Origin of the sequence: Reyranella sp., assembly GCF_044224635.1 — a bacterium.
Lineage (GTDB): Bacteria > Pseudomonadota > Alphaproteobacteria > Reyranellales > Reyranellaceae > Reyranella.
Genome location: NZ_JBGAKA010000026.1, coordinates 52,355 through 70,856, shown reverse-complemented (window position 1 = coordinate 70,856; position 18,502 = coordinate 52,355). Strand labels below are relative to the sequence as shown.

At 66.8% G+C, this 18,502-nt stretch carries 19 protein-coding genes; 11 read left to right on the top strand and 8 right to left on the bottom strand.

Annotated features, from left to right (window positions below):
* The first annotated feature begins 47 nt into the window (after positions 1 to 47).
* From ACILR9_RS21870 to rnk, 8 genes are all read left to right on the top strand, one after another.
* A complete protein-coding gene (locus ACILR9_RS21870) occupies positions 48 to 1,184 on the top strand; it encodes a helix-turn-helix transcriptional regulator (RefSeq protein ID WP_395712077.1) in 1,137 nt (378 codons plus the stop codon).
* A gap of 130 nt (positions 1,185 to 1,314) precedes the next feature.
* Positions 1,315 to 1,836 carry a hypothetical protein gene (locus tag ACILR9_RS21865; RefSeq protein ID WP_395712076.1) on the top strand — a complete coding sequence of 174 codons (522 nt, stop codon included), beginning with the start codon at positions 1,315 to 1,317 and terminating at the stop codon, positions 1,834 to 1,836.
* Positions 1,837 to 1,876: 40 nt separating this feature from the next.
* Positions 1,877 to 2,110: a DUF1127 domain-containing protein gene (locus tag ACILR9_RS21860; protein WP_395712075.1), complete on the top strand. Its 234-nt coding sequence runs from the start codon at positions 1,877 to 1,879 to the stop codon at positions 2,108 to 2,110.
* 115 nt (positions 2,111 to 2,225) lie between these two features.
* Positions 2,226 to 3,458: an amino acid ABC transporter substrate-binding protein gene (locus ACILR9_RS21855; protein ID WP_395712074.1), complete on the top strand. Its 1,233-nt coding sequence runs from the start codon at positions 2,226 to 2,228 to the stop codon at positions 3,456 to 3,458.
* Positions 3,459 to 3,689: 231 nt separating this feature from the next.
* The gene (locus ACILR9_RS21850; protein WP_395712073.1) at positions 3,690 to 4,565 is read left to right on the top strand and encodes a branched-chain amino acid ABC transporter permease; all 876 of its coding nucleotides are present in this window, start codon (positions 3,690 to 3,692) and stop codon (positions 4,563 to 4,565) included.
* Positions 4,562 to 5,533: a branched-chain amino acid ABC transporter permease gene (locus ACILR9_RS21845; RefSeq protein ID WP_395712072.1), complete on the top strand. Its 972-nt coding sequence runs from the start codon at positions 4,562 to 4,564 to the stop codon at positions 5,531 to 5,533. The genes ACILR9_RS21850 and ACILR9_RS21845 overlap by 4 nt, the downstream gene beginning before the upstream one ends.
* Positions 5,530 to 6,258: an ABC transporter ATP-binding protein gene (locus ACILR9_RS21840; protein WP_395712071.1), complete on the top strand. Its 729-nt coding sequence runs from the start codon at positions 5,530 to 5,532 to the stop codon at positions 6,256 to 6,258. The genes ACILR9_RS21845 and ACILR9_RS21840 overlap by 4 nt, the downstream gene beginning before the upstream one ends.
* Before the next feature lie 315 nt (positions 6,259 to 6,573).
* Positions 6,574 to 6,981 (top strand): nucleoside diphosphate kinase regulator, encoded by a 408-nt coding sequence (gene rnk, locus ACILR9_RS21835; RefSeq protein ID WP_395712070.1) that lies wholly within the window; start codon positions 6,574 to 6,576, stop codon positions 6,979 to 6,981.
* A 621-nt stretch (positions 6,982 to 7,602) separates the two neighbouring features.
* On the opposite strand, the gene ACILR9_RS21830 is transcribed toward rnk, so the two are convergent.
* Positions 7,603 to 9,243, bottom strand: coding sequence for a flavin-containing monooxygenase (locus ACILR9_RS21830; RefSeq protein ID WP_395712069.1), 1,641 nt, complete (start codon positions 9,241 to 9,243; stop codon positions 7,603 to 7,605).
* Between the two features lie 399 nt (positions 9,244 to 9,642).
* On the opposite strand from ACILR9_RS21830, the gene ACILR9_RS21825 reads away from it, so the two are divergent.
* Genes ACILR9_RS21825 through ACILR9_RS21815 form a run of 3 tightly spaced genes read left to right on the top strand, consistent with a single transcriptional unit; the run spans position 9,643 to position 12,380 of the window.
* Positions 9,643 to 10,833, top strand: coding sequence for an MFS transporter (locus ACILR9_RS21825; protein WP_395712068.1), 1,191 nt, complete (start codon positions 9,643 to 9,645; stop codon positions 10,831 to 10,833).
* An 18-nt stretch (positions 10,834 to 10,851) separates the two neighbouring features.
* Complete coding sequence (locus tag ACILR9_RS21820) at positions 10,852 to 11,547, top strand: dienelactone hydrolase family protein (RefSeq protein WP_395712067.1); 696 nt, start codon at positions 10,852 to 10,854, stop codon at positions 11,545 to 11,547.
* 8 nt (positions 11,548 to 11,555) lie between these two features.
* Positions 11,556 to 12,380, top strand: a complete 825-nt coding sequence (locus ACILR9_RS21815) for an enoyl-CoA hydratase/isomerase family protein (RefSeq protein ID WP_395712066.1) — start codon at positions 11,556 to 11,558, stop codon at positions 12,378 to 12,380.
* 35 nt (positions 12,381 to 12,415) lie between these two features.
* On the opposite strand, the gene ACILR9_RS21810 is transcribed toward ACILR9_RS21815, so the two are convergent.
* The 7 genes from ACILR9_RS21810 to rutA all read right to left on the bottom strand — a co-directional run bounded on the left by ACILR9_RS21810 (position 12,416) and on the right by rutA (position 18,422).
* Complete coding sequence (locus tag ACILR9_RS21810; RefSeq protein WP_395712065.1) at positions 12,416 to 13,396, bottom strand: ABC transporter substrate-binding protein; 981 nt, start codon at positions 13,394 to 13,396, stop codon at positions 12,416 to 12,418.
* A gap of 97 nt (positions 13,397 to 13,493) precedes the next feature.
* A complete protein-coding gene (locus ACILR9_RS21805) occupies positions 13,494 to 14,207 on the bottom strand; it encodes an ABC transporter ATP-binding protein (protein ID WP_395712064.1) in 714 nt (237 codons plus the stop codon).
* Positions 14,204 to 15,169, bottom strand: a complete 966-nt coding sequence (locus ACILR9_RS21800) for an isopenicillin N synthase family dioxygenase (RefSeq protein WP_395712063.1) — start codon at positions 15,167 to 15,169, stop codon at positions 14,204 to 14,206. Before ACILR9_RS21800 ends, ACILR9_RS21805 begins: the two co-directional genes overlap by 4 nt.
* A complete protein-coding gene (gene rutD, locus ACILR9_RS21795; RefSeq protein ID WP_395712113.1) occupies positions 15,132 to 15,947 on the bottom strand; it encodes a pyrimidine utilization protein D in 816 nt (271 codons plus the stop codon). The genes ACILR9_RS21800 and rutD overlap by 38 nt, the downstream gene beginning before the upstream one ends.
* Positions 15,948 to 16,198: 251 nt before the next feature.
* A complete protein-coding gene (gene rutC, locus ACILR9_RS21790) occupies positions 16,199 to 16,585 on the bottom strand; it encodes a pyrimidine utilization protein C (RefSeq protein ID WP_395712062.1) in 387 nt (128 codons plus the stop codon).
* Positions 16,585 to 17,334 carry a pyrimidine utilization protein B gene (gene rutB, locus ACILR9_RS21785; RefSeq protein WP_395712061.1) on the bottom strand — a complete coding sequence of 250 codons (750 nt, stop codon included), beginning with the start codon at positions 17,332 to 17,334 and terminating at the stop codon, positions 16,585 to 16,587. Before rutB ends, rutC begins: the two co-directional genes overlap by 1 nt.
* Positions 17,331 to 18,422: a pyrimidine utilization protein A gene (rutA, locus tag ACILR9_RS21780; RefSeq protein ID WP_395712060.1), complete on the bottom strand. Its 1,092-nt coding sequence runs from the start codon at positions 18,420 to 18,422 to the stop codon at positions 17,331 to 17,333. Before rutA ends, rutB begins: the two co-directional genes overlap by 4 nt.
* Positions 18,423 to 18,502: the final 80 nt, after the last annotated feature.

The following is an 18,502-nucleotide window of genomic DNA, read 5'->3' as shown; positions in this document are numbered from 1 at the left end:
CGCCTGACGCCGCGATGGGCGTTGCCACCGCACGATAGATGCCTTCCATGCGCGCCGAAACGCTCAGCGAGCTGCTGGGCTCCGTCTACGACTGCGTGCTCGATCCTGCGGGCTGGGCCCGCACCCTGCCGCTGATCTCGACGTTTGGCGAAAGCGCCGCCAGCTCGATCGTCGTGCACGATCGCCAAGCCGATGGCCGCACCCGGGTCTTCGAGCACGGCGCGGAGCAGTCGTTCCTGCGGCTGTACTTCGAGAAGCTCGTGCTGGCGCCGTCGCCGCCGGTCCAGTCGGCGACCTTCGATCGGCCGGGCGACGTCGCGACCATGACCATGCTCGCCGGCGAGCGTGAAATCCAGAACAGCGACTTCTACGTCAAGTGGGTGAAGCCGCTGGGCTTTCGCGACGTCATCGGCGTCTTCGTTTTGAAGTCAGGTCGGCGGGTCGGCTGGTTCTCGCTCGCCCGGTCGGACGTCCAGGCGCGTTACGGCGAGAAGGATCTCAAGCTGCTCGGCGCCCTCTCGCCCCACATCTGCCGGGCGCTTCTGATTTCGGACGCGTTCGACCTGCAGAGCGTCGCGGCCGCTCGCCTCGAAGCGACGGTCGACAGCCTGTCGACCGGTATCTTTCTCACCGAAGAGCAGGGACGCATCACCTACATGAACGGCTCCGCCGAGAGGTTGGTCGCCGCCGGCGGCTCGCTGAGTGCGCGCAATGGCCGGCTGGCGGCCGTCGATCAGGGTGCGCGGCAGGCCCTGTCGCGCGCCCTGGCGCAAAGCGGCCTGGGCAGGGCGCCACAGGCTACCGGACGCCATGCCATTCCCTTGCCGAACCTCGCAGGCGGCGGCCTGGTCGCCAGCGTGCTGCCGCTGGACTGGCGCCTGGGGCGCAATCCGCTTGCCGCGCTGCCGGGAGGAACTGCCGTGATCGTTCAGGACCCGGCGACGCCATCGACGCCGCCGCTCGAGGCCTTCGGCGAGCTCTACAGGCTCACCGCCGCAGAGCTCAGGGTGCTTGAACATGTCGGTGACGGCAGAACACCGCAGGATACCGCCGATCAGCTCGGCATCAGCCTGACGACGGTCAAGACCCACCTGCAGAAGCTGTTTGCCAAGACCAACACGAATCGCCAGGCCGACCTCGTCCATCTGCTGGCCCAGTCGACGCCGCCGCTGCGCAGCAGGTAAGCAGCCTGCTTCGTCTCCTTCGAACGGATGACGCACCCAACCTACCGACTTCTATGGTTGCCACCAGACGCGCCTCGTCAGGTCGGGCAATTCGCCCGCCCCAGCCTGCGTGTCGACCGCGGAGGCAACAATGTTGATCGCGAACCCTCAGGAGAGCTTGTTCCTGCCACCGGCCCGACAACTCGATGCGCGCCAGGGCGCCGTCGAATTCCATGCCGCGCAGGAAGCACGACTGCTGTCGTACTTTCTCGATTTCACCAGCGAGGAGCGCTTGGCCCGCTTCCGATATGCAGTCAGCGACGCCTCGATCCGCCGCTGGCGCGCACGGCTGAATTGGAACTGGTACTGCGCCGTGGGCTGTGAAGACAACGGACGCTTATGGGGGCTCGCCGAGCTGTTCGGAGCACCCGTGATCGGCTGGAAGCAACCCGAGCTCACGCTGTCGCTGCACAACGGCGCAAATGAGCAAGAGCGGCTGGGTCTGGTCCGGGCGGCATTGCATGCTGCCCGCACGCGCGGCGCCTCTTCATTGAGCCTGCTGTGGGACGGCCCCGACAGCTGGGGATCGCTGGTTTCCCGGGGTTGTCACGCAGAGCTCGACCGGGGCAGGGGAATGCTGGTCATTCACCTGACGCGCGGCCCGCTCCGGTGAGGCGGCACCTCTCTGTCCAGATCGTTGATAGGAGCCGAAAATGCTCAACGTGCATTCACGGGCCGGGCGGCTCGCGACCGGACTGATCGTGCGGGCAGTGGCGCGCCTTTGGCTTTGGGACTCGCTCAAGGCCACGGAACGCACCCGTGATCAGGCGATCGCCGACCTGCGCAGTCTCGACAATCATCTGCTCGCCGATGTCGGAGTCAAACGAGCCGAGATCGAGATGGTCGCAGAAATCGGCGGAGGGCTGCCGGAGCGCTCCGAGACGTAGGGGACACGCGGCAGCATCCTCAACGCGAAACAGCGGTCCCGTGACGGATGCCAAGGGCACGTCTTTTGCAATAGACTGGCGCAGCTTCAGGCATTTCGTCATCGAGGATAGCCACATGCGACGTCGCGACGTTCTGCGGACGGGAGGATTGGCGGCAGCCGCTCTCGCCGCACCAGCCATCCGTTCGGCCGAGGCGCAGGCCGGCAAGACCCTGGTGATCGGCGGATCGGTGCCGCTCACCGGCGCGGCGGCGGAGACCGGGCTCAACGTCAACAACGGCTACATCACGGCGGCGACCTATTTCAACGACGTGCTGGGCGGCGTCGAGATCGCCGGCGAGAAGTACAAGATCGAGCTCAAGCTGTTCGACGACGCCAGCGACCCGGCGCGCGCCACCACCTTGATCCAGCGCCAGATCGACGAGGGCACCGACTTCTTCCTGGGCTCGTTCGGCAGCAACATCGTGCTGCCCACCGCCGCGATCACCGAGCGGGCGAAGAAGCCCATGGTGCAGACGGGCGGCGGCTCAGACGCGATCTTCACCCGCGGCCTCAAGTACGTGTTCGGCATGTATCCGCGCGCGACCCGCCAGTTCGCGGCGACGGCGGCGCTGTTCAAGACGCTGCAGCCGACGCCGCAGAGCTACTCGGTGATCTACACCAACGACGCCTTCTCCAAGACCGCCGGCGAGGGCGTGCGGCTGGCCTGCGACGCGGCCGGATTCAAGCGCATCGACAGCTACGAGCTGCCGGCCAAGCCGACCGACGTGTCGAGTGTGCTGGGCTCGGTGCGCGCCAACACGCCCGACCTGCTGGTCTGCGTCATGCACGACCAGAACTCGCTGCTGGTGGCGCGCCAGATGATCGCCAGCGGCACCAACGTGAAGCTGCTGTTCCAGGGACTGGGGCCCCAGCTCGCCTCTTTCCGCGAGGCGCTGGGCAAGCATTCGGAGGCGCTGCTGTGCTCGACCTATTGGGACGAGAACGTGCCCTTCAAGGACAAGTTCTTCGGCGATTCGAAGAAGTTCGCCGAGTACTACCGCACCAAGTTCACCCGTCCGATCGCCTATCACACCGCCGGTGCGGCGGCCTGCATCGAGACCTACATCCTCGCCATGCAGGCAGCCAAGAGCCTCAAGCCCGAAGCGGTCCGCGACGCACTGTCGGCGGCCAACTACGAGACCTTCTACAGCCGCATCAAGTTCACCCCCGAAGGCGACGGCGACGAGATCCTGATGGGCGGCATGATCGGCCAGGTGCAGAAGGGCAAGCTCGAGATCGTCTATCCGAAGGACGCGAGCACGGCCTCGGCGATCTACCCGGCCCCGCCGTGGGACAAGAAGGTGTGAGCGGAGACCGCTTGCCCATCGGCGCCAACCCTCGCGTCGACCTCACCCTGAGGAGCGGCCAGGAGGGTCGCGTCTCGAAGGGGGGGCAACAGCGACGGTGCTTCGCGCCGGCCTGTTCCAGGGTTTTGTCCTTTGCCCGTCCTTCGGGACGCCGCGCTGCGCGCGGCTCCTCAGGATGAGGTCAATGGTTGGACTACTGTCGATGTCGGCGCATAGCGCCCGCCTGCCTTCATGAACCTGATTGCACAGACTTTGGCCGACGGCATGGTGCTGGGCGGCATCTATGCCCTTGCCGCCGTCGGCTTCTCGCTGATCTTCGGGGTGCTGCACGTCATCAACCTCAGTCACGGCATCCTGGTGCTGATCGGCGCCTACCTGGCGCTGATCCTCTCCGAGAAGCTGCACATCGATCCGCTGCTCACCATGCCGCTGGTGATGGCGGCGCTGTTCGTCATCGGCTACGCCTACCAGCGGCTGCTGATCCAGCGCGCCGTCGACAGCTCGGCGATCGCCTCGATGCTGCTCACCTTCGGCGTCGCGCTGATGCTGCAGAACGTCATGATCTGGGTGTTCTCGCCCGACATGAAGAACATCACGCCGGGCTGGGCCTTCACCTCGTTCAAGCTGGGCGGCGTCACCTTCGATGCGGTGCGCCTCAGCGCCCTGCTGGCGAGCCTGGTGCTGCTGTCGTGCCTAGCCGCGCTGCTGAAATTCTCCGCCCTCGGACGCGTCATCCGGGCCACGGCGCAGCAGACGCTGGCAGCGCGCCTGTGCGGCGTCAACGTGCGCCACGTCTATGCGCTGACCTTCGCCGTGTCGGCCGCCTTCGCCGGCGCCGCCGGCATCGTCATCGGCATCATCCTGCCGTTCTCGCCGGCCGACGAGGCGACCTGGACCCTGAACGCCTTCGTCGTCGTCGTGCTGGGCGGCGTCGGCAGCCCGGCTGGCGCGCTGATCGGCGGCCTGCTGCTCGGCATCGTCAACACGCTGACGGCGCAGTATATCGGGCCGTCCTTCCCCAACGTGACCACGTTCCTGCTGCTCGTGCTCCTGCTGCTGGTGCGGCCGCACGGGCTGCTCGGCAACGCCTTCAGCGCCTCGCGATGACGCGCACCACCCTTCTGGTTCTGCTGGTCGTTGCCGCGGCGCTGCTGCTCGCGGTGGTGCCGTTCGTGCTGCCGCCCTTCTACGTCCGGGTCGGCCAGCTGATGATCTACTCGGCCGGGCTCGGTGTGGCGTGGGCCATCCTGGGCGGCTTCGCCGGCTATGCGAGCTTCGGCCATTCGGCCTTCATCGGCGTCGGCGCCTTCGCCGCCGGCCTGGTCGAGACGCGCCTCGCCGGCGTGCCGCCCGTCCTGCTGCTGCCGATCGGCGTCCTGGTGGGCGGCGCCTGTTGCGGCGTGCTGTCGGCCGTCATCGCCTATCCGATCCTGCGCTTGCGCGGCACCTTCTTCGCCATCGCCATGCTGGGCGTCAGCCATGTCTGCGCCGAGCTCACCAACAACGTCGATTTCTTCGAAGGCTCGCTCGGCCTCACCTATCCCACGGTGGTGCCGGCCGGCGTCGATCCGGTGACCTTCTTCTACCTGCTCTATCTCGCCGCCGGGCTGACGGTGCTGCTGATCGCCTGGAAGATCCGCGACAGCCGGTTCGGCGCCGGCCTGCTCAGCATCCGCGAGGACGAGGACACCGCGCGCATGCTGGGCGTGCCGACCGAACGCTACAAGCGCACCGCCTTCGTGGTGAGCGCCATCCTGACCGGCATCCTGGGCGTGCTGTACGGTCATTCGCTGGGCTACATCACGACCGATTCGGTCTATCGCGACGACACCAACCTCAACCTGATCGTCTACTCGCTGCTGGGCGGCATGGGCACGCTGTTCGGGCCGGTGATCGGCGCCTTCCTGCTGGTGTTCGTCACCCAGGTGATCCTGGGCCGCCTGCTCGACTTCCACCTGTTCGCGACCGGCCTGCTGCTGGCGTTCCTCGTGCTCGCAGCACCCGGCGGCATCATCGGCCTGGTGCGCAACTGGCGCCGGCGGGCGCGGCGCACCAGCGCGGCGCCGGCCGAATGAGCGAGCCGCCGATCCTCCAGGTCGAGCACCTGTCCAAGAGCTTTCGCGGCCTGGCGGCGATTTCCGACGTGTCGTTCGGCATCGCGCCCGGCTCGATCACCAGCATCATCGGCCCCAACGGCGCCGGCAAATCGACCCTGTTCAACCTGGTCACCGGCTATCTCGTGCCGACCGCTGGCGAGGTGACGTTCCGCGGCAGGCGGATCACGCGGCTCGCCACCAACCGGATCGCCGAGTTGGGCATCGCCCGCGCCTTCCAGATCGCCCGGCCGTTCCGCGAGCTCACCGTCTACGAAAACGTCCGCATCGGCGCCCTGTTCGGCAAGGCGGGCGGGCGCGACGTCGCGGCGACGACGACGCGCGGCATGACGCTCGCATCGATCGCCCATCTCGCCGACCAACCGGCCAACAGCCTGACGGTCGGCCAGTTGCGCCACCTCGAGATCGCCCGCGCCATCGCCACCCGCGCCGACCTGCTGCTGGCCGACGAGCCGTGCGCCGGCCTCAATCCCACCGAGACGGCGGCGATGATCGACGTGCTGCGCCAGATCCGCGCCAGCGGCGTCACCGTGGTGCTGGTCGAGCACGACATGCCGTCCGTCATGGAAGTCTCCGACCGCATCCTGGTGCTCGACGCCGGCCGCCTGATCGCCGACGGCTCGCCGCAGGCGGTGTCGCAGGACCCCAAGGTGATCGCGGCGTATCTGGGGACGCCGGACGAGTGATTCATCGCCTGCGGATTTCAAGCTGATCTCTTTCTCTCCGCCGCTTGACATGGCGGGCGAAAGAACCACATCCCGTGAATGCGCGGAGCTCGGCCCACATTTCTTAGGATCAAGCTGATCCTGCTATCGTAGCCCTTGGGCACGGAGGAGTGCGCCGCGTGCTCCGGGGCACATCCTTTCTTGGCATTCCCGCGAACGCGAACTTCCGGCGCCTGTTTTACCTACGTCAGTCAGTCGTTGGCGCCACCGCGAGTCAGTCGTTGGCGCCACCGCGCGCCGAGAGCGTGCGTCCATTGTCGAGGAGGTTCGGCCGCCATGAGCAAGGCCATTGACGTCAGCACCAAGCCCAGGATCGTCGTCACCGAGGCGGACTACATACGCCTGACAAACCTGGTTGCCGCCGTGCGCGAACGATCGCCTGATGTTGCAGACGAGCTCCAGATCGAGATGGCGAGAGCGTCGATAGCCGATGCGGATTCGATTTCACCGGATGTCGTGCGGATGGGCTCGATCGTCACGTTCCAGTCCGATTCCGCATCGCGACGCCGAGTGGAGCTTGTCTTTCCGGTCGATGCCGACATCACGAAGGGCAAGGTCTCGATTCTCACGCCGATCGGCACGGCGCTCATCGGCTTGTCGGTCGGTCAATCCATCGAATGGAGATCGCGTGACGGTCGTAGCCATCAACTGGCCGTCGTCAGTGTAGAGCCGCCCGAGGGCTGAGCGACAGGCAGCCTGCTCGCGCAAGGACGGATGCCTTCGATCCGCAGGGCATCGATCGCAGCACACGATCTCGAGGGTGAGATCATCGCTCATCGAGAGACGGCGAAGCCGTCTCAGTCCGGCAATCCGGCGATCCGCAGCGCAGCGATCCAGGCTTCCGCCGCCGCCTCGTTTCGATTGTGGCGGCGGACGAACTCGGGGCGGATGCGTTCCTGAGGCCGTACTCTCGACAACTGCGCCACTCGTTCCTTCGCATCGTCGATACGACCAAGGCCACCGCCGCCGCCCGGTATCCGGCAGGCAGAAGCGGCAGATCGATCGTCTTTCGCGTCAACTCCATGGTGAGATGCAGCCTGTCGGGCGAAAGGTTCCGAAAGGCGGCCAGCCCGCGCATGTAGAGGTCGTAGGCATCAAGGCTCGTCGTCGGCTTTCGCAGGCTGCAGCCCATCCTTGGAGACGGCCGCTACGCGGCCTCCTCAGGATGAGGGTTTTGGTGGGTCTTTGACCAAGGTTAGCGCCTATGAGCGCGCCGCTCCCGGCGAAGACCCGCCAGCCGCGCCTCGGTTCTTGCTGAAGACAGCGCCTATGGGCAGGCGCCCTCCTGCCTCCTCCCGCGTCGCCTTAACCCATCGTCACGCCCTGATAGCCGCGCGCGGCGATGTCGTTGGCCCAGGCGCGATAGGTCGGCGCGCTGCCGGTGTAGCGCGCGACGATCCGGTTCTGCTTGCCGGCCACGTTGATGTTCACGCCGGTCATCCACGAATCGACCTCCATGGAGAGCAGCCCCGTGGCCACGTCCATGACGTGCTCCATCCACCTGGCACGTGCCTCCTCAGTCGCCTCGATGCGGGTGGCGCCCGTCTGCTGCGCGTGGCGCAGCAGGTCGGTCACCCAGTCGACGTTGAACTCGATCGAGCGCGGGATGTTGCCCAGCGCCGTGTGCGGCCCCAGCAGCATGAACATGTTGGGAAAGCCGTCCTGCAGCATGCCGACCAGCGAGGTTGCGCCGTCCTTCCACGTCTCCTTCAGGGTCACGCCGTCCTCGCCGCGGAAATCGATGCGATCGAAGGCGCCGCGCAGCGCGTCGAAGCCGGTGGCGTAGACGATGATGTCGAACGCGTACTCGGCATCGCTGGTCCTGATGCCGCCGGGCGTGATGCGCTCGATCGGCGTCGCCTTGCTGTCGACCAGCGTGACGTTGGGTTGGTTGTAGCACTCGTAGTACCGGGTCTCGAGCGGCACGCGGCGCGTGCCGAAGCCGTGGTTCTTCGGGATCAGCAACTCCGCCACCTTCGGATCCTTCACCCGCTGGCGGATCTTGTCGGCGACGAAGCGCGAGACCTCCTCGTTGGCGGCGCGGCTGGTCAACAGGTCCTTGAAGTTGCCGACCCAGATGCCGAAACCGCGCTCGCCGTAGAGCTTCTCCAGGAACGCCTCGCGCTCCTCGGCCGAGACGTCGAAGGTGTTGCGCGGATCGGGCGTGTGCAGGAAGCAGGAGAAGGTCTCCTCGCAGCGCTTGAAGATCTCGTCGTAGCGCGCCCGGATGTCATCCATCTCCTGCGGCGGAATCTTCGCGTTGTGCAGCGGTGCGCACCAGTTGGGCGTGCGCTGGAACACCACCAGCTTCGCCGCCGTCTTGGCGACTTCCTGGATGGTCTGCACACCCGACGCGCCGGTGCCGATGACGGCCACGCGCTTGCCGGCGAAGTCGACCGGCTCCTTGGGCCACATCCCGGTATGGAAGGACAGGCCCTTGAAGTCGGCCATGCCGGGGAAGTGGGGCATGGTCGGCGCCGACAGGGCGCCGATCGCCGTGATCAGGAACCGCGCCGTGTGGGTGCTGCCGTCCTCCAGCTCGACCGTCCAGCGCCGACCCTCCTCGTCCCAGCGCGCCGCCTTGACCCTGGCGCGGAACTGGATGTCGCGGCGGAGGTCGTACTTGTCGGCAACCAGGTTGAGGTACCGTTCGGTCTCGGGCTGCGATGCGAAATGCTCGGTCCAGCTCCAGTCACGCAGCAGCTCCTTGTCGAAGGAGAAGCCGTAGGAATAGCTCTCCGAGTCGAAGCGGCAGCCGGGATAGCGGTTCCAGTACCAGGTACCGCCGACGCCCGTCCCCGCCTCGAACACGCGCGTCCGCAGGCCCAGCTCGCGCAGCTTGATCAGCTGGTAAAGGCCGGACATGCCGGCACCGATGACGATGGCATCATGGTCCAACCCCGCCGCAATTGCGGGCTGGCGCTCGGCCTGTGCGACAGCGCTCATCTCGTCATCCCTCCTTGCGCCACTGGCATTCTCGGCGCATTCGACCATTAAGACTGCCGCCAGGCACAACGGCCGGATTTGATTCAGATCAAGGCTTATCCGCGACAGATCGCGCGAGCGACGCTGTTCGTTTTGCAATGATTTCAGCTTTCAGGGAGAGGCTGACGAAGCAAAAAGGCTCTGGCAGCGTTTCTCAAACCGCGCCAAGCGGAGGCTGTTGCAACCTTTGCGCCTTTTTCCGAGCAGCCTGGCCGGATGACGCGACGGCGGAGCTCGTGATTGACGGCCTTCGTCGATTCGGTCTTCCCGGTTGAAGGGCAGGTTGACGCAGGTTCGGTCTGCAACGCCACCTCTGTTGGCAAGCTTGACCGAACAGGAGAGGCAGTCGAGGGTCGGTCTATGTCTGTCGTTGCGCCAGCCGTCCGAGCCGAGCGCCTGTGGGCGGCACTGCTGGCGGCGACACTGCTCTCCTTGCCGCTGGGCTCCGTCTACTCGTTCAGCGTGCTCCTGCGTCCGATCGAGCAGGAGCTGGCGATCCCCCGCTCGGCGTTGTCGCTTGTCTTCGGCCTGGCGACGATCGGGTTCACGGTCGGATCGGTCCTCGCCGCCTTCCTGTATCGCGTCGCCCCCATGCCGATCCTCGTGCTCGCGAGCGCGATGGCCTCGGCCGGCGGCATCGCGGTGGCGTCGACCGCGACCGCACTCCCGCAATTGCTGCTGGGCTACGGGGTCGTGTTCGGGACCGGTGGCGGCCTGGCCTACATCCTGGTGCAGCAGAGCGTGAACATTCTGGTGCGGCGGCACCGCGGGCTGGTGAACGGCTACCTCGTGAGTCTCTACCCCCTGGGGGCGATGATCGCGACGCCGAGCTTCCATGCCTGCAACGAGACCTTCGGCTGGCGGACCACTCTGGCCGGGCTCGCGGTCGTGCTGGTGGCCTGCGGATCAGCCGCGGCCCTGCTGGCCGGCTATGCCGGCGCGCGGCTGATCGTGCCGGCCGGCAGCGGCGCCAGCCGGCCAACGAAGCTCGGCCTGACCTTTTTCAAGCTTTCGGCGACGTTCTTCCTCGCCGCTTCGGCTGGGCTGATGGTGCTGAGCCAGGCGCGCGAGATCGTGGCCGCCTACGGCGGCGCGGCGACCCTGGCGGTCAGCGCGACGACGGGCATCACCGCAGGCATCGCGATGGCGCGCATCGGCGGCGGCTGGCTGGTCGACCGTTTCGCCGTGCCGCACGTGGCGTGCACGGCACACGCGCTGGCGCTCAGCGGCGGCGTGTTGCTGACGCTCTTTCCCGGCCCTGTCGCCGCCGTTCTGGGACTCGGAATGATCGGGCTGGGCTACGGTTTCGTCTCCGGCTCGACCGCCGGCGGGATCGGCATCTACTGGCCGCCCGCCGACTACGGACGCGTGGCCGGGCGCACCTACATCGCCTGGTGTCTGGCCGCCATCAGCTTGCCGGTGCTGGCCGGCTTCCTGTTCGACACGACGCGAAACTACAATACGGCGGTGCTGATCGCCGTCGGCGCCAACCTTGTGGGCATGGCCGTGGCGCTGACGATGCCGAAACAGGGCTGGCGTGAGACCGCATGACAACCGGAGCAGAGATCCATGGGTGAGGAGATCACACTGACGGCATCGGATGGCGGGCGCTTCGCGGCCTACCTGGCTCTCCCGGCACGCCTGCCGGCGCCCGGCCTGATCGTGCTGCCCGAAGTATTCAACAGCAACCCGCATATCCGCTCGGTCGCCGACGGCTACGCGGCGGCAGGATTCATCGCCCTCTCGCCCGACGTCTTCTGGCGGCAGGAAGCCGCGAACTACCTGCCCTACACCGACCAAGGCCGCGCCAAGGCGCAGGCGCTGCGCGCACGGCTCGATACCGACCAGTTCGCCCGTGACCTCGGCGACATGGCCGCCGCGCTGCGGGCGCGCGCGGACTGCACCGGCAAGGTCGGCGTCATGGGCTTCTGCCTCGGCGGCAAGTTCGCCTATCTGGCGAGCACGCGCCTGCCGATCGAGGCCGCGGTCAGCTACTACGGCGTCGAGATCGACCAGTATCTCGGCGAGGCCGATCGCCGCAAATGCCCGATCCTGATGCACTTTGCCGAGAACGATCCGCACGTCCCGGCATCGACCGTGGCGGCGATCCAGGCGCGCATGGGCGGGTCGAAGGGCGTCGATATCCACATCTATCCAGGCACCGAGCACGGCTTCAACCGTCAGGGCTACCCGCCCTACAACGAGACGGCCGCTGCACAAGCGCGTCAGCGCACGCTGGCCCATCTGCATCATCTGCTGTCGTGAGCGGCACAGTGACTCGCGACTACATCAAGGTCGAGATAGAGGGGCCGGTCGGCTCGCTCGTCTTCAACCGCCCGCAGGTGCTGAACGCTTTCCACAACGAGGCCATGGACGAGTGCCGGGCGGCGTTGCATGAGCTGGCCGAGGACGAGCGCGTCCGCGTCGTGCTCATTCGCGGCGAAGGGCGCGCCTTCTCCGCCGGCTTCGACATGAAGGCCTCGGCCGAGCGCGACATGTCGACCGTCGATCACGTGCGCCGCCAGATGGAGCGCCAGTTCGACTTCATCATGGCGTTCTGGGACTGCCCGAAGCCGACCATCGCCCTGGTCCACGGCTTCTGCATGGCCGGCGCCTTCGAGGTGGCGCTGGCCTGCGACATCACCGTGGCCGCCGAAGGCACGCGCTTCGGCGAGCCGGAGGTACGCTTCGGCACCGGCATCGTCGCCATGCTGCTGCCGTGGGCGGTGCTGCCCAAGCATGCCAAGGAGATGCTGCTGACCGGCAACGACAAGATGGACGCCAACCGCGCGCACGCCATCGGCATCGTCAATCACGTCGTGCCGGGCGAGGAGCTGTTGCCGTTCGGACGCCGCATGGCGCTCGACATCGCCGCCGCAGCCGGGCCCTCCGTGCTGTTCACCAAGCGGGCGATGAACCGCACCTACGAGATCATGGGCATGCGCGATGCGCTCAAGGCGTCGCTCGACATCGACGTCATCCTCAACGCCACGCCGAGCGCCGAGAAGGTCGAGTTCCAGCGCCTCCGCAAGGAACAGGGCCTGAAGGCCGCCCTCGCCTGGCGCGATGCCCGCTTCTCGGATGGGAAGAGCGACTAGAGCGGCGCCAGCGAGTGCTGCGAGGCGGCCTGATGCTACTCGATCATCTCGTTGGCCTGGCCGAGCAGGGAAAGTGGAATTTTCACACCAAGAGCTTTCGCCGTTCTCATATTGATGACCAACTCGAAAATGGTTGGCCGCTCGATCGGAAGGGTCGCTACCTCGGCGCCCTTCAACACCTTCACGACGTAGGTGGCAACCTGTGCATACGCGGCCTCCAGACGAGGCCCATAGGTCATCAAGGCGCCCGAGCGGGCAATGCTCGACCAACCTGAGACCAACGCGACCCGTCTTGCAATGCATTCGGCAGCGGCGGCACTGGCCTGCTGGACCATCGGAGGACTTGGCAGCATCACGATCGCCTGTGCCCCGGCCCCGAGCGCTGCCGATAGCGCCGGCATTACGCCGCCGGCCTCCTGAACCCTCTGCACGTTGAGGTGAATGCCCAGTTTGTCGGCGGCTTGCTGGCTCGCCACGATCTCGTTCTCTTCGCCAACGTGCCGGGCATATGAGAGCAACCCAATGGACTGGCAGTTCGGCAGAACGTCGCGCACCAGGCCAATTCGTTTGGGATTGAGCTCCAGGCTCATGAAAGTTACGCCGGAGGCCATGCCGCCTGGCCGGGCCAAGGACTGTGCAATGCCGGCCACCACGGGATCGGCGCTGAAGCCGAAGATGACGGGGATCGAAGGCTTTGCGCGCAACACGGGCAAGGTGGCTGCACCGTGAGACACGATCAGCCGAACGCCAAGCTGCTGCAGCTCCGCAACGAATGCTGGAATCGCGTCAATGCTGTCGTTTGCAAAGCGCTCCAGGATCCGAATTGGCGCCGATCCTGGCTCGACACCCGTGGCAAGCGCGGCCCTGAACACCTTGAGAAACGGCTCCGCAGCCTCCGGCGAGTCCGGAGAAACCCAGCCGATCAACCGTTCGGCCGCATGGGCCGCCCGGGACACTGCAATGAGAAAGGGCGTCCCAATCAATTGGCGGCGGCTCAGCCGACTTTTGTAGCCCATGGTACCGTCCTCCAATCGCGCGAACCCCCGCGATGCCTTGATCACTACATCAGAGGCGCCCCGACAGATACCTACCCCCAAGTTGAGAAGGAACAGATCACCGCCCCAGGAACGCCCGCTGCACGTAGCTGTCGGCGAGCAGCTCCTGGCCGCTGCCGGCCAGCACCACGGCGCCTTTCTCGATGACGTAGCCGCGATGGGCGATGCGCAGGGCCTGGTGGAGGTTCTGCTCGACCAGCAGCACGCTGATGCCGGTCTTGTTCACCGCCTCGATCAGGCGGAAGACCTCCTGCGTCACGATCGGCATCAGGCCGAGCGACGGCTCGTCGAGGATGACGAGGCGCGGCTCGGCCATCAGGCCGCGGGCGATCGCGAGCATCTGCTGCTCGCCGCCGCTCATAGAGCCGGCGAGCTGGCCGCGCCGTTCGGCGAGCCGCGGGAACAGCTTGAAGGCGTAATCGACCAGGCCGGCGATGGCGGCGCGCTGCTTGATGTGCGCGCCGAGCTGCAGGTTCTCCATCACCGTCATCTGCGGGAAGACCAGCCGGCCTTCCGGCACCAGGGTGATGCCGCGGCGCACGACGTGATGGCTGGGTGCGCCGGCCAGCGCCTCGCCGGCAAAACTGATGGCGCCCTTCTGCGGGCGCAGCACGCCGGCGATCATGCGCACCGTGGTCGACTTGCCGGCGCCGTTGGCGCCGAGCAGGGCCACGATCTCGCCCGGCTTCACGGTGAGCGAGACATCGCGCACGGCAAGCGCGCCGTCATAGGCGAAGCCCAGCCCCGCGACCTCCAGCCCGTCGGCGCTCACGCCGGCACCGGCTGCTTGCGGTAGTCGTAGTTGCGATCGAGCCGCTCGATCAGATAGTCGCCGTAGCGCACCGCCGGGAAGCGCGGCGGCTGGGCGGCGTCGTGGCAGGTCGGCAGCACCTCGACGATGCTGTCCATCGACATGTCGAAGAAATAGGGACACGAGTAGCGGTCGCCGCCCGACAGGTTCTTCACGCGATGCGGCGTCGATTGCCAGCGGCCGTTGGTCCAGCGCGACAGCATGTCGGCGGCGTTGACGACCCACGTGCCCGGGATCGGCGGCGCGGCGAGCCAGGTGCCGTCGCGGCGACGCACCTCGAGGCCGCCTTGCCGATCCTGCGCCAGGATGGTGATGAAACCGTAATCGGTGTGCGGCGCCGAGCCGAAGGCGTCGTCGGGCGCATCCGGCGCCTGCGGCGGATAGTGCAGCAGGCGCAGGAAGGTGGTGGGCTGCCGGAAATGCCCATCGAACGACTCGCGCGGCAGGCCGAGCGCCAGAGCCATCGCCGGCAGCAGGCGCAGGCAGAAGGCGTGCATCGCCCGCTCGTAGGCCTCGACCGGCGTGCGGAAATCCGCCAGGTCGGGCCACAGATTGGGACCATCGAGCGGCCGGCCGTGACGCGGATCGTCCGGCGCCACCTCGTGCATCAGCATGAAGGATTCGCTGTCGTTGGGCCGCGTCACGCGGGCCACGCTGGAGGTCTCGATCAGCGAGGTCCTGGGCGCCATGTAGCCGCGATGGAAGCGGTTCATGGCGATCGCCTCCTTGGCGGCGCGCGGCTGGGCGTGGAAGCGGCGCGAGGCGTCGAACACGCCGTCGACCACGGCCTGGTCGACGCCGATGCCCCTGAAGTAGCAGAAGCCGATCTGCGAGAAGGCCGAATCGAGCTGGCGGGCGAGCTCGCCTTCGTCCGCGTCGGTGAAGTCAATGATGGGCAGTGCGTCGAGCTTGGCGGTCGGCATGATTGTCGAGGAATTCCAGCAGGAGGGTGTTGAAGGCGTCCGGTTCGGTGACGTTCACAGCGTGCGCCCCCCACGGCGCGACGTGCAAGCGCGATCCGGGTATGGCGGCCGCGAGCTGCTCGGACATCAGGCTGGGCACCAGCACATCGTCGCGCGCCGCGACCACCAGGGTCGGAACGCCGAGGCCCGCCAGGCGCGGCGACGCATCGAAGGCCAGCAGCGCGGCGATGCGCCGCTGCAGCGTCTCGACGCCCTGGAAGGCCGTGATCGCATGGGCCTCCTCGCGGGCGGCACGCTCGGCGTTGCGCGCCAGCCAATCGGCGGGAAACAGGAAGATCGGCTGGGCGCGGGCATAGGCGGCCGGTCCTTCATGCTTCAGAAGCGCCAGCCGCATCTCGAAGCAGCGGCGGGTGTGGGCGTGCGCGGCCGCCCAGCCGTTGACGATCGTCAGGGAACGCACGCGGTCCGGCCGGCCGAGCGCCAGCTCGAGCCCGGCCAGGCCGCCCAGCGCATGGCCGACGAAATGGCAGGCGCGGGTCCCGGTGGCGTCGAGCACAGTCAGCACTTCATCGGCCATCGCCGCGATGCTGTGGCCCTCGGCCGGCGCGTTCCTGTTGCGACCGGTGCCGCCCTGGTCGTAGGTGACGACCCGGTAGCGCGCCTGCAGCGCCGCGAGCTGCGGCAACCAGTAGCCGGCCGCGCCGCCGAGGCCGGCAGAGAGCAGCACGGTAGGGGCGTCAGGCTGGGCGCTGGTGGGCTCACGTATGTCGAAGAACATGCGTTCCTCATTGCCGGGGGCGCGCCACTCCATGGCGCTCATATTCTTCTCCTCCCCAGCGTCGCTGGGGAGGTGTCCGCGTCTTCGCGGACGGAGGGGTCATGAGCCTCAGGCTCGCCCCTCTCCCATGATTCATGACCCCTCCGTCGCGTATGACGCGACACCTCCCCAGCGTCGCTGGGGAGGAGGAGAATGAGCGCCACGGAGTGGCGCGCCCCCGGCAATGATTCCGACGCAGGTCCCGTCACCCCTTACTTCCAGACATGGGCGATCGAGGCGATCTCGACCAGGCATTCCTTCTTCACCAGGCCGCACTGGATGCAGTAGCGCGCCGGCTTGTCGCCGGGGAAGAACTTCGCATAGACACCGTTGACCGCGGCGTAGTTCGCCCAGTCGGTGATGAAGATGTGGTTGAAGGTGACGTCGGCCATGGTGCCGCCGGCCGCCTCGATCACCGACTTGATGATGTTGAGCACATGCTCGGTCTGCGCCGCGGCGTCGCCGACATGGACCGGATTGGCCTCGGCGTCGAGGGCGAGCGTGCCCGCGACATAGACCACGCCGTCGGCCATCGCGCCCGGTGAATAGGGCGCCAGGGTCTTGCCCGAGCCGGGCGGGAAGATGGCTTTCATCGGCATCAGTTTTCTCCCTTCGTCAGCAGCATGGGATTGATGTTGGCCTGCAACGCGGCGCGGAACTCGTCGGTCGACGACACCCAGCCGAAGAACCTCTCGATGTTGTAGAGCGAGGCCTGCTGGATGAAATCCGGCCCGGCATGGTGCGTGGCGTCGTGCAGCACGACGCTGAAATACTCGAGGAAGAAGCTGTCGCGCAGGGTCGATTCGACGCAGACGTTGGTGGCGATGCCGGTGAAGACCAGCGAACGGATGCCGCGGGCACGCAGCAGGCTGTCGAGGTTGGTGTTGTAGAAGGCGCTGTAGCGCGGCTTGGCGACGACGATGTCGCCGGGCTGCGGCGGCAGGTCGGCGACCAGCTCGTAGTCCCAGCCGCCCTTGGCCAGGAGCTTGCCCCGGAGCTCGGGCCGCTGCCGCATGGTCTTGAGCGCGTTCGACTTGTGCCAGTTGGGTGAGCCGGGGCCGCCAGCCTCGACGTAGTCCTTGTCCCAGCCGTTCTGGAAGAAGATCACCGGCATGCCGGCGGCACGCGCCGCCGCGGCGGCTTCGCCGATCTTCGCGATCGCCGGCGCCGCACCGGAAATGTCGAAGCCCGCCAAGTCGAGATAGCCGCCCGGCGAGGCGTAGGCGTTCTGCATGTCGACGATGATAAGCGCCGTCTCGGCCGGCCGGATCATGATCGGCTCAGGCCGCGCCGGCAGGTAGCGCGCCGCAGGATCCTCGGGCGGGAAGTAGCTTACAGGCGTGGTCATGCGGCAACCCTCCCAGCCGATGGGACGTGGCGGCGGCACTGCATCAAGGGCTGGATACGCTCGCCGAAGATCTCTGTGCCGCTCACGAACTCGTCGAAGGTGAGCAAGACTCCGGCCAGACCGGGAATGGTCGCGACCTCGTCGAGCAGGCGCGCACAGGTCGCGTGCGAGCCGACGATCAGGCCGATATTGAGATTCACCGCCGACTTGGCATCGGCCATGTGGCGGACATTGGTGTCCTTGCCGGACTTGGTATCGGCGGCGCCCTGCTGGGTGAGCCAGCGCAGCGCCTCGAGATCGGCACCGTCCTTGTAGAGCTCCCACTTGGCCTCGGCCTCGGAGTCGGTCTCGCCGGCGATCACCATGAACAGGCCGTAGTTGCCGATCGTGCGGCCGGTCTTGGCGGCCATCGCCTGCATGCGCTGCACCGTGGGCGCACAGGCGGTCGGCGTGTTGAAGCCCATGCCGAAGCAGAAATTGTAGTCGGCATACCGGGCGGTGAACGCCATGCCGGCATCGCTTTGCCCGGCGCAGATCAGCTTCATGTCGGCTTGCGGGCGCGGGCTCAGCCGGCAATCGTTCATGGTGAAGAAGCGGCCCTTGAAATTGGACACGCCCGATGCCCACAGCTCGCGCATGATCTGCACGTATTCGGCGGCATAGTCATAGCGATGGGCGAAGTACTCGTCGCCCGGCCACAGGCCCATCTGCGAATACTCCGGACGCTGCCAGCCGGTGATGACGTTCAGCCCGAAGCGGCCATTGGAGATCGAATCGATGGTCGCGGCCATGCGCGCGGCGATCGCCGGCGGGATGGCGAGCGTGGGCACCGTCGCATAGAGCTTTATGCGCGACGTCACCGCCGCCAGCCCGGCCATCAGGGTGAAGGATTCCAGATTGTGGTCCCAGAACTCGCTTTTGCCGCCGAAACCGCGCAGCTTGATCATCGACAGGGCAAAATCGAAGCCGTAGCGCTCGGCGTTGAGCGTCGTCTGCTTGTTGAGCTCGAAGCTCGGCTTGTATTGCGGCGAGGTCGTCGACACGAGCCAGCCGTTGCTGCCGATGGGAATGAACACACCGATTTCCATGCGCCGAGGTCTCCGCAGAGCTTGTGACGTTCTGTCGGCATCATCTTCCGCTCAGCACGGAAGTAAAGGAAAGGTCCCTC

Bases quoted from the DNA above. Each gene is read 5' to 3' on its own strand.
- ACILR9_RS21865 (WP_395712076.1), top strand. From the start codon at position 1,315: ATGTTGATCGCGAACCCTCAGGAGAGCTTGTTCCTGCCACCGGCCCGA.
- rutC (WP_395712062.1), bottom strand. From the start codon at position 16,585: ATGCCGATGAAAGCCATCTTCCCGCCCGGCTCGGGCAAGACCCTGGCG.
- ACILR9_RS21810 (WP_395712065.1), bottom strand. From the start codon at position 13,396: ATGGGCTACAAAAGTCGGCTGAGCCGCCGCCAATTGATTGGGACGCCC.
- ACILR9_RS21820 (WP_395712067.1), top strand. From the start codon at position 10,852: ATGGGTGAGGAGATCACACTGACGGCATCGGATGGCGGGCGCTTCGCG.
- rutD (WP_395712113.1), bottom strand. From the start codon at position 15,947: ATGTTCTTCGACATACGTGAGCCCACCAGCGCCCAGCCTGACGCCCCT.
- ACILR9_RS21850 (WP_395712073.1), top strand. From the start codon at position 3,690: ATGAACCTGATTGCACAGACTTTGGCCGACGGCATGGTGCTGGGCGGC.
- ACILR9_RS21860 (WP_395712075.1), top strand. From the start codon at position 1,877: ATGCTCAACGTGCATTCACGGGCCGGGCGGCTCGCGACCGGACTGATC.
- ACILR9_RS21800 (WP_395712063.1), bottom strand. From the start codon at position 15,169: ATGCCGACCGCCAAGCTCGACGCACTGCCCATCATTGACTTCACCGAC.
- ACILR9_RS21830 (WP_395712069.1), bottom strand. From the start codon at position 9,243: ATGAGCGCTGTCGCACAGGCCGAGCGCCAGCCCGCAATTGCGGCGGGG.
- ACILR9_RS21845 (WP_395712072.1), top strand. From the start codon at position 4,562: ATGACGCGCACCACCCTTCTGGTTCTGCTGGTCGTTGCCGCGGCGCTG.
- rutB (WP_395712061.1), bottom strand. From the start codon at position 17,334: ATGACCACGCCTGTAAGCTACTTCCCGCCCGAGGATCCTGCGGCGCGC.
- ACILR9_RS21825 (WP_395712068.1), top strand. From the start codon at position 9,643: ATGTCTGTCGTTGCGCCAGCCGTCCGAGCCGAGCGCCTGTGGGCGGCA.
- rutA (WP_395712060.1), bottom strand. From the start codon at position 18,422: ATGGAAATCGGTGTGTTCATTCCCATCGGCAGCAACGGCTGGCTCGTG.
- ACILR9_RS21870 (WP_395712077.1), top strand. From the start codon at position 48: ATGCGCGCCGAAACGCTCAGCGAGCTGCTGGGCTCCGTCTACGACTGC.
- ACILR9_RS21855 (WP_395712074.1), top strand. From the start codon at position 2,226: ATGCGACGTCGCGACGTTCTGCGGACGGGAGGATTGGCGGCAGCCGCT.
- rnk (WP_395712070.1), top strand. From the start codon at position 6,574: ATGAGCAAGGCCATTGACGTCAGCACCAAGCCCAGGATCGTCGTCACC.
- ACILR9_RS21840 (WP_395712071.1), top strand. From the start codon at position 5,530: ATGAGCGAGCCGCCGATCCTCCAGGTCGAGCACCTGTCCAAGAGCTTT.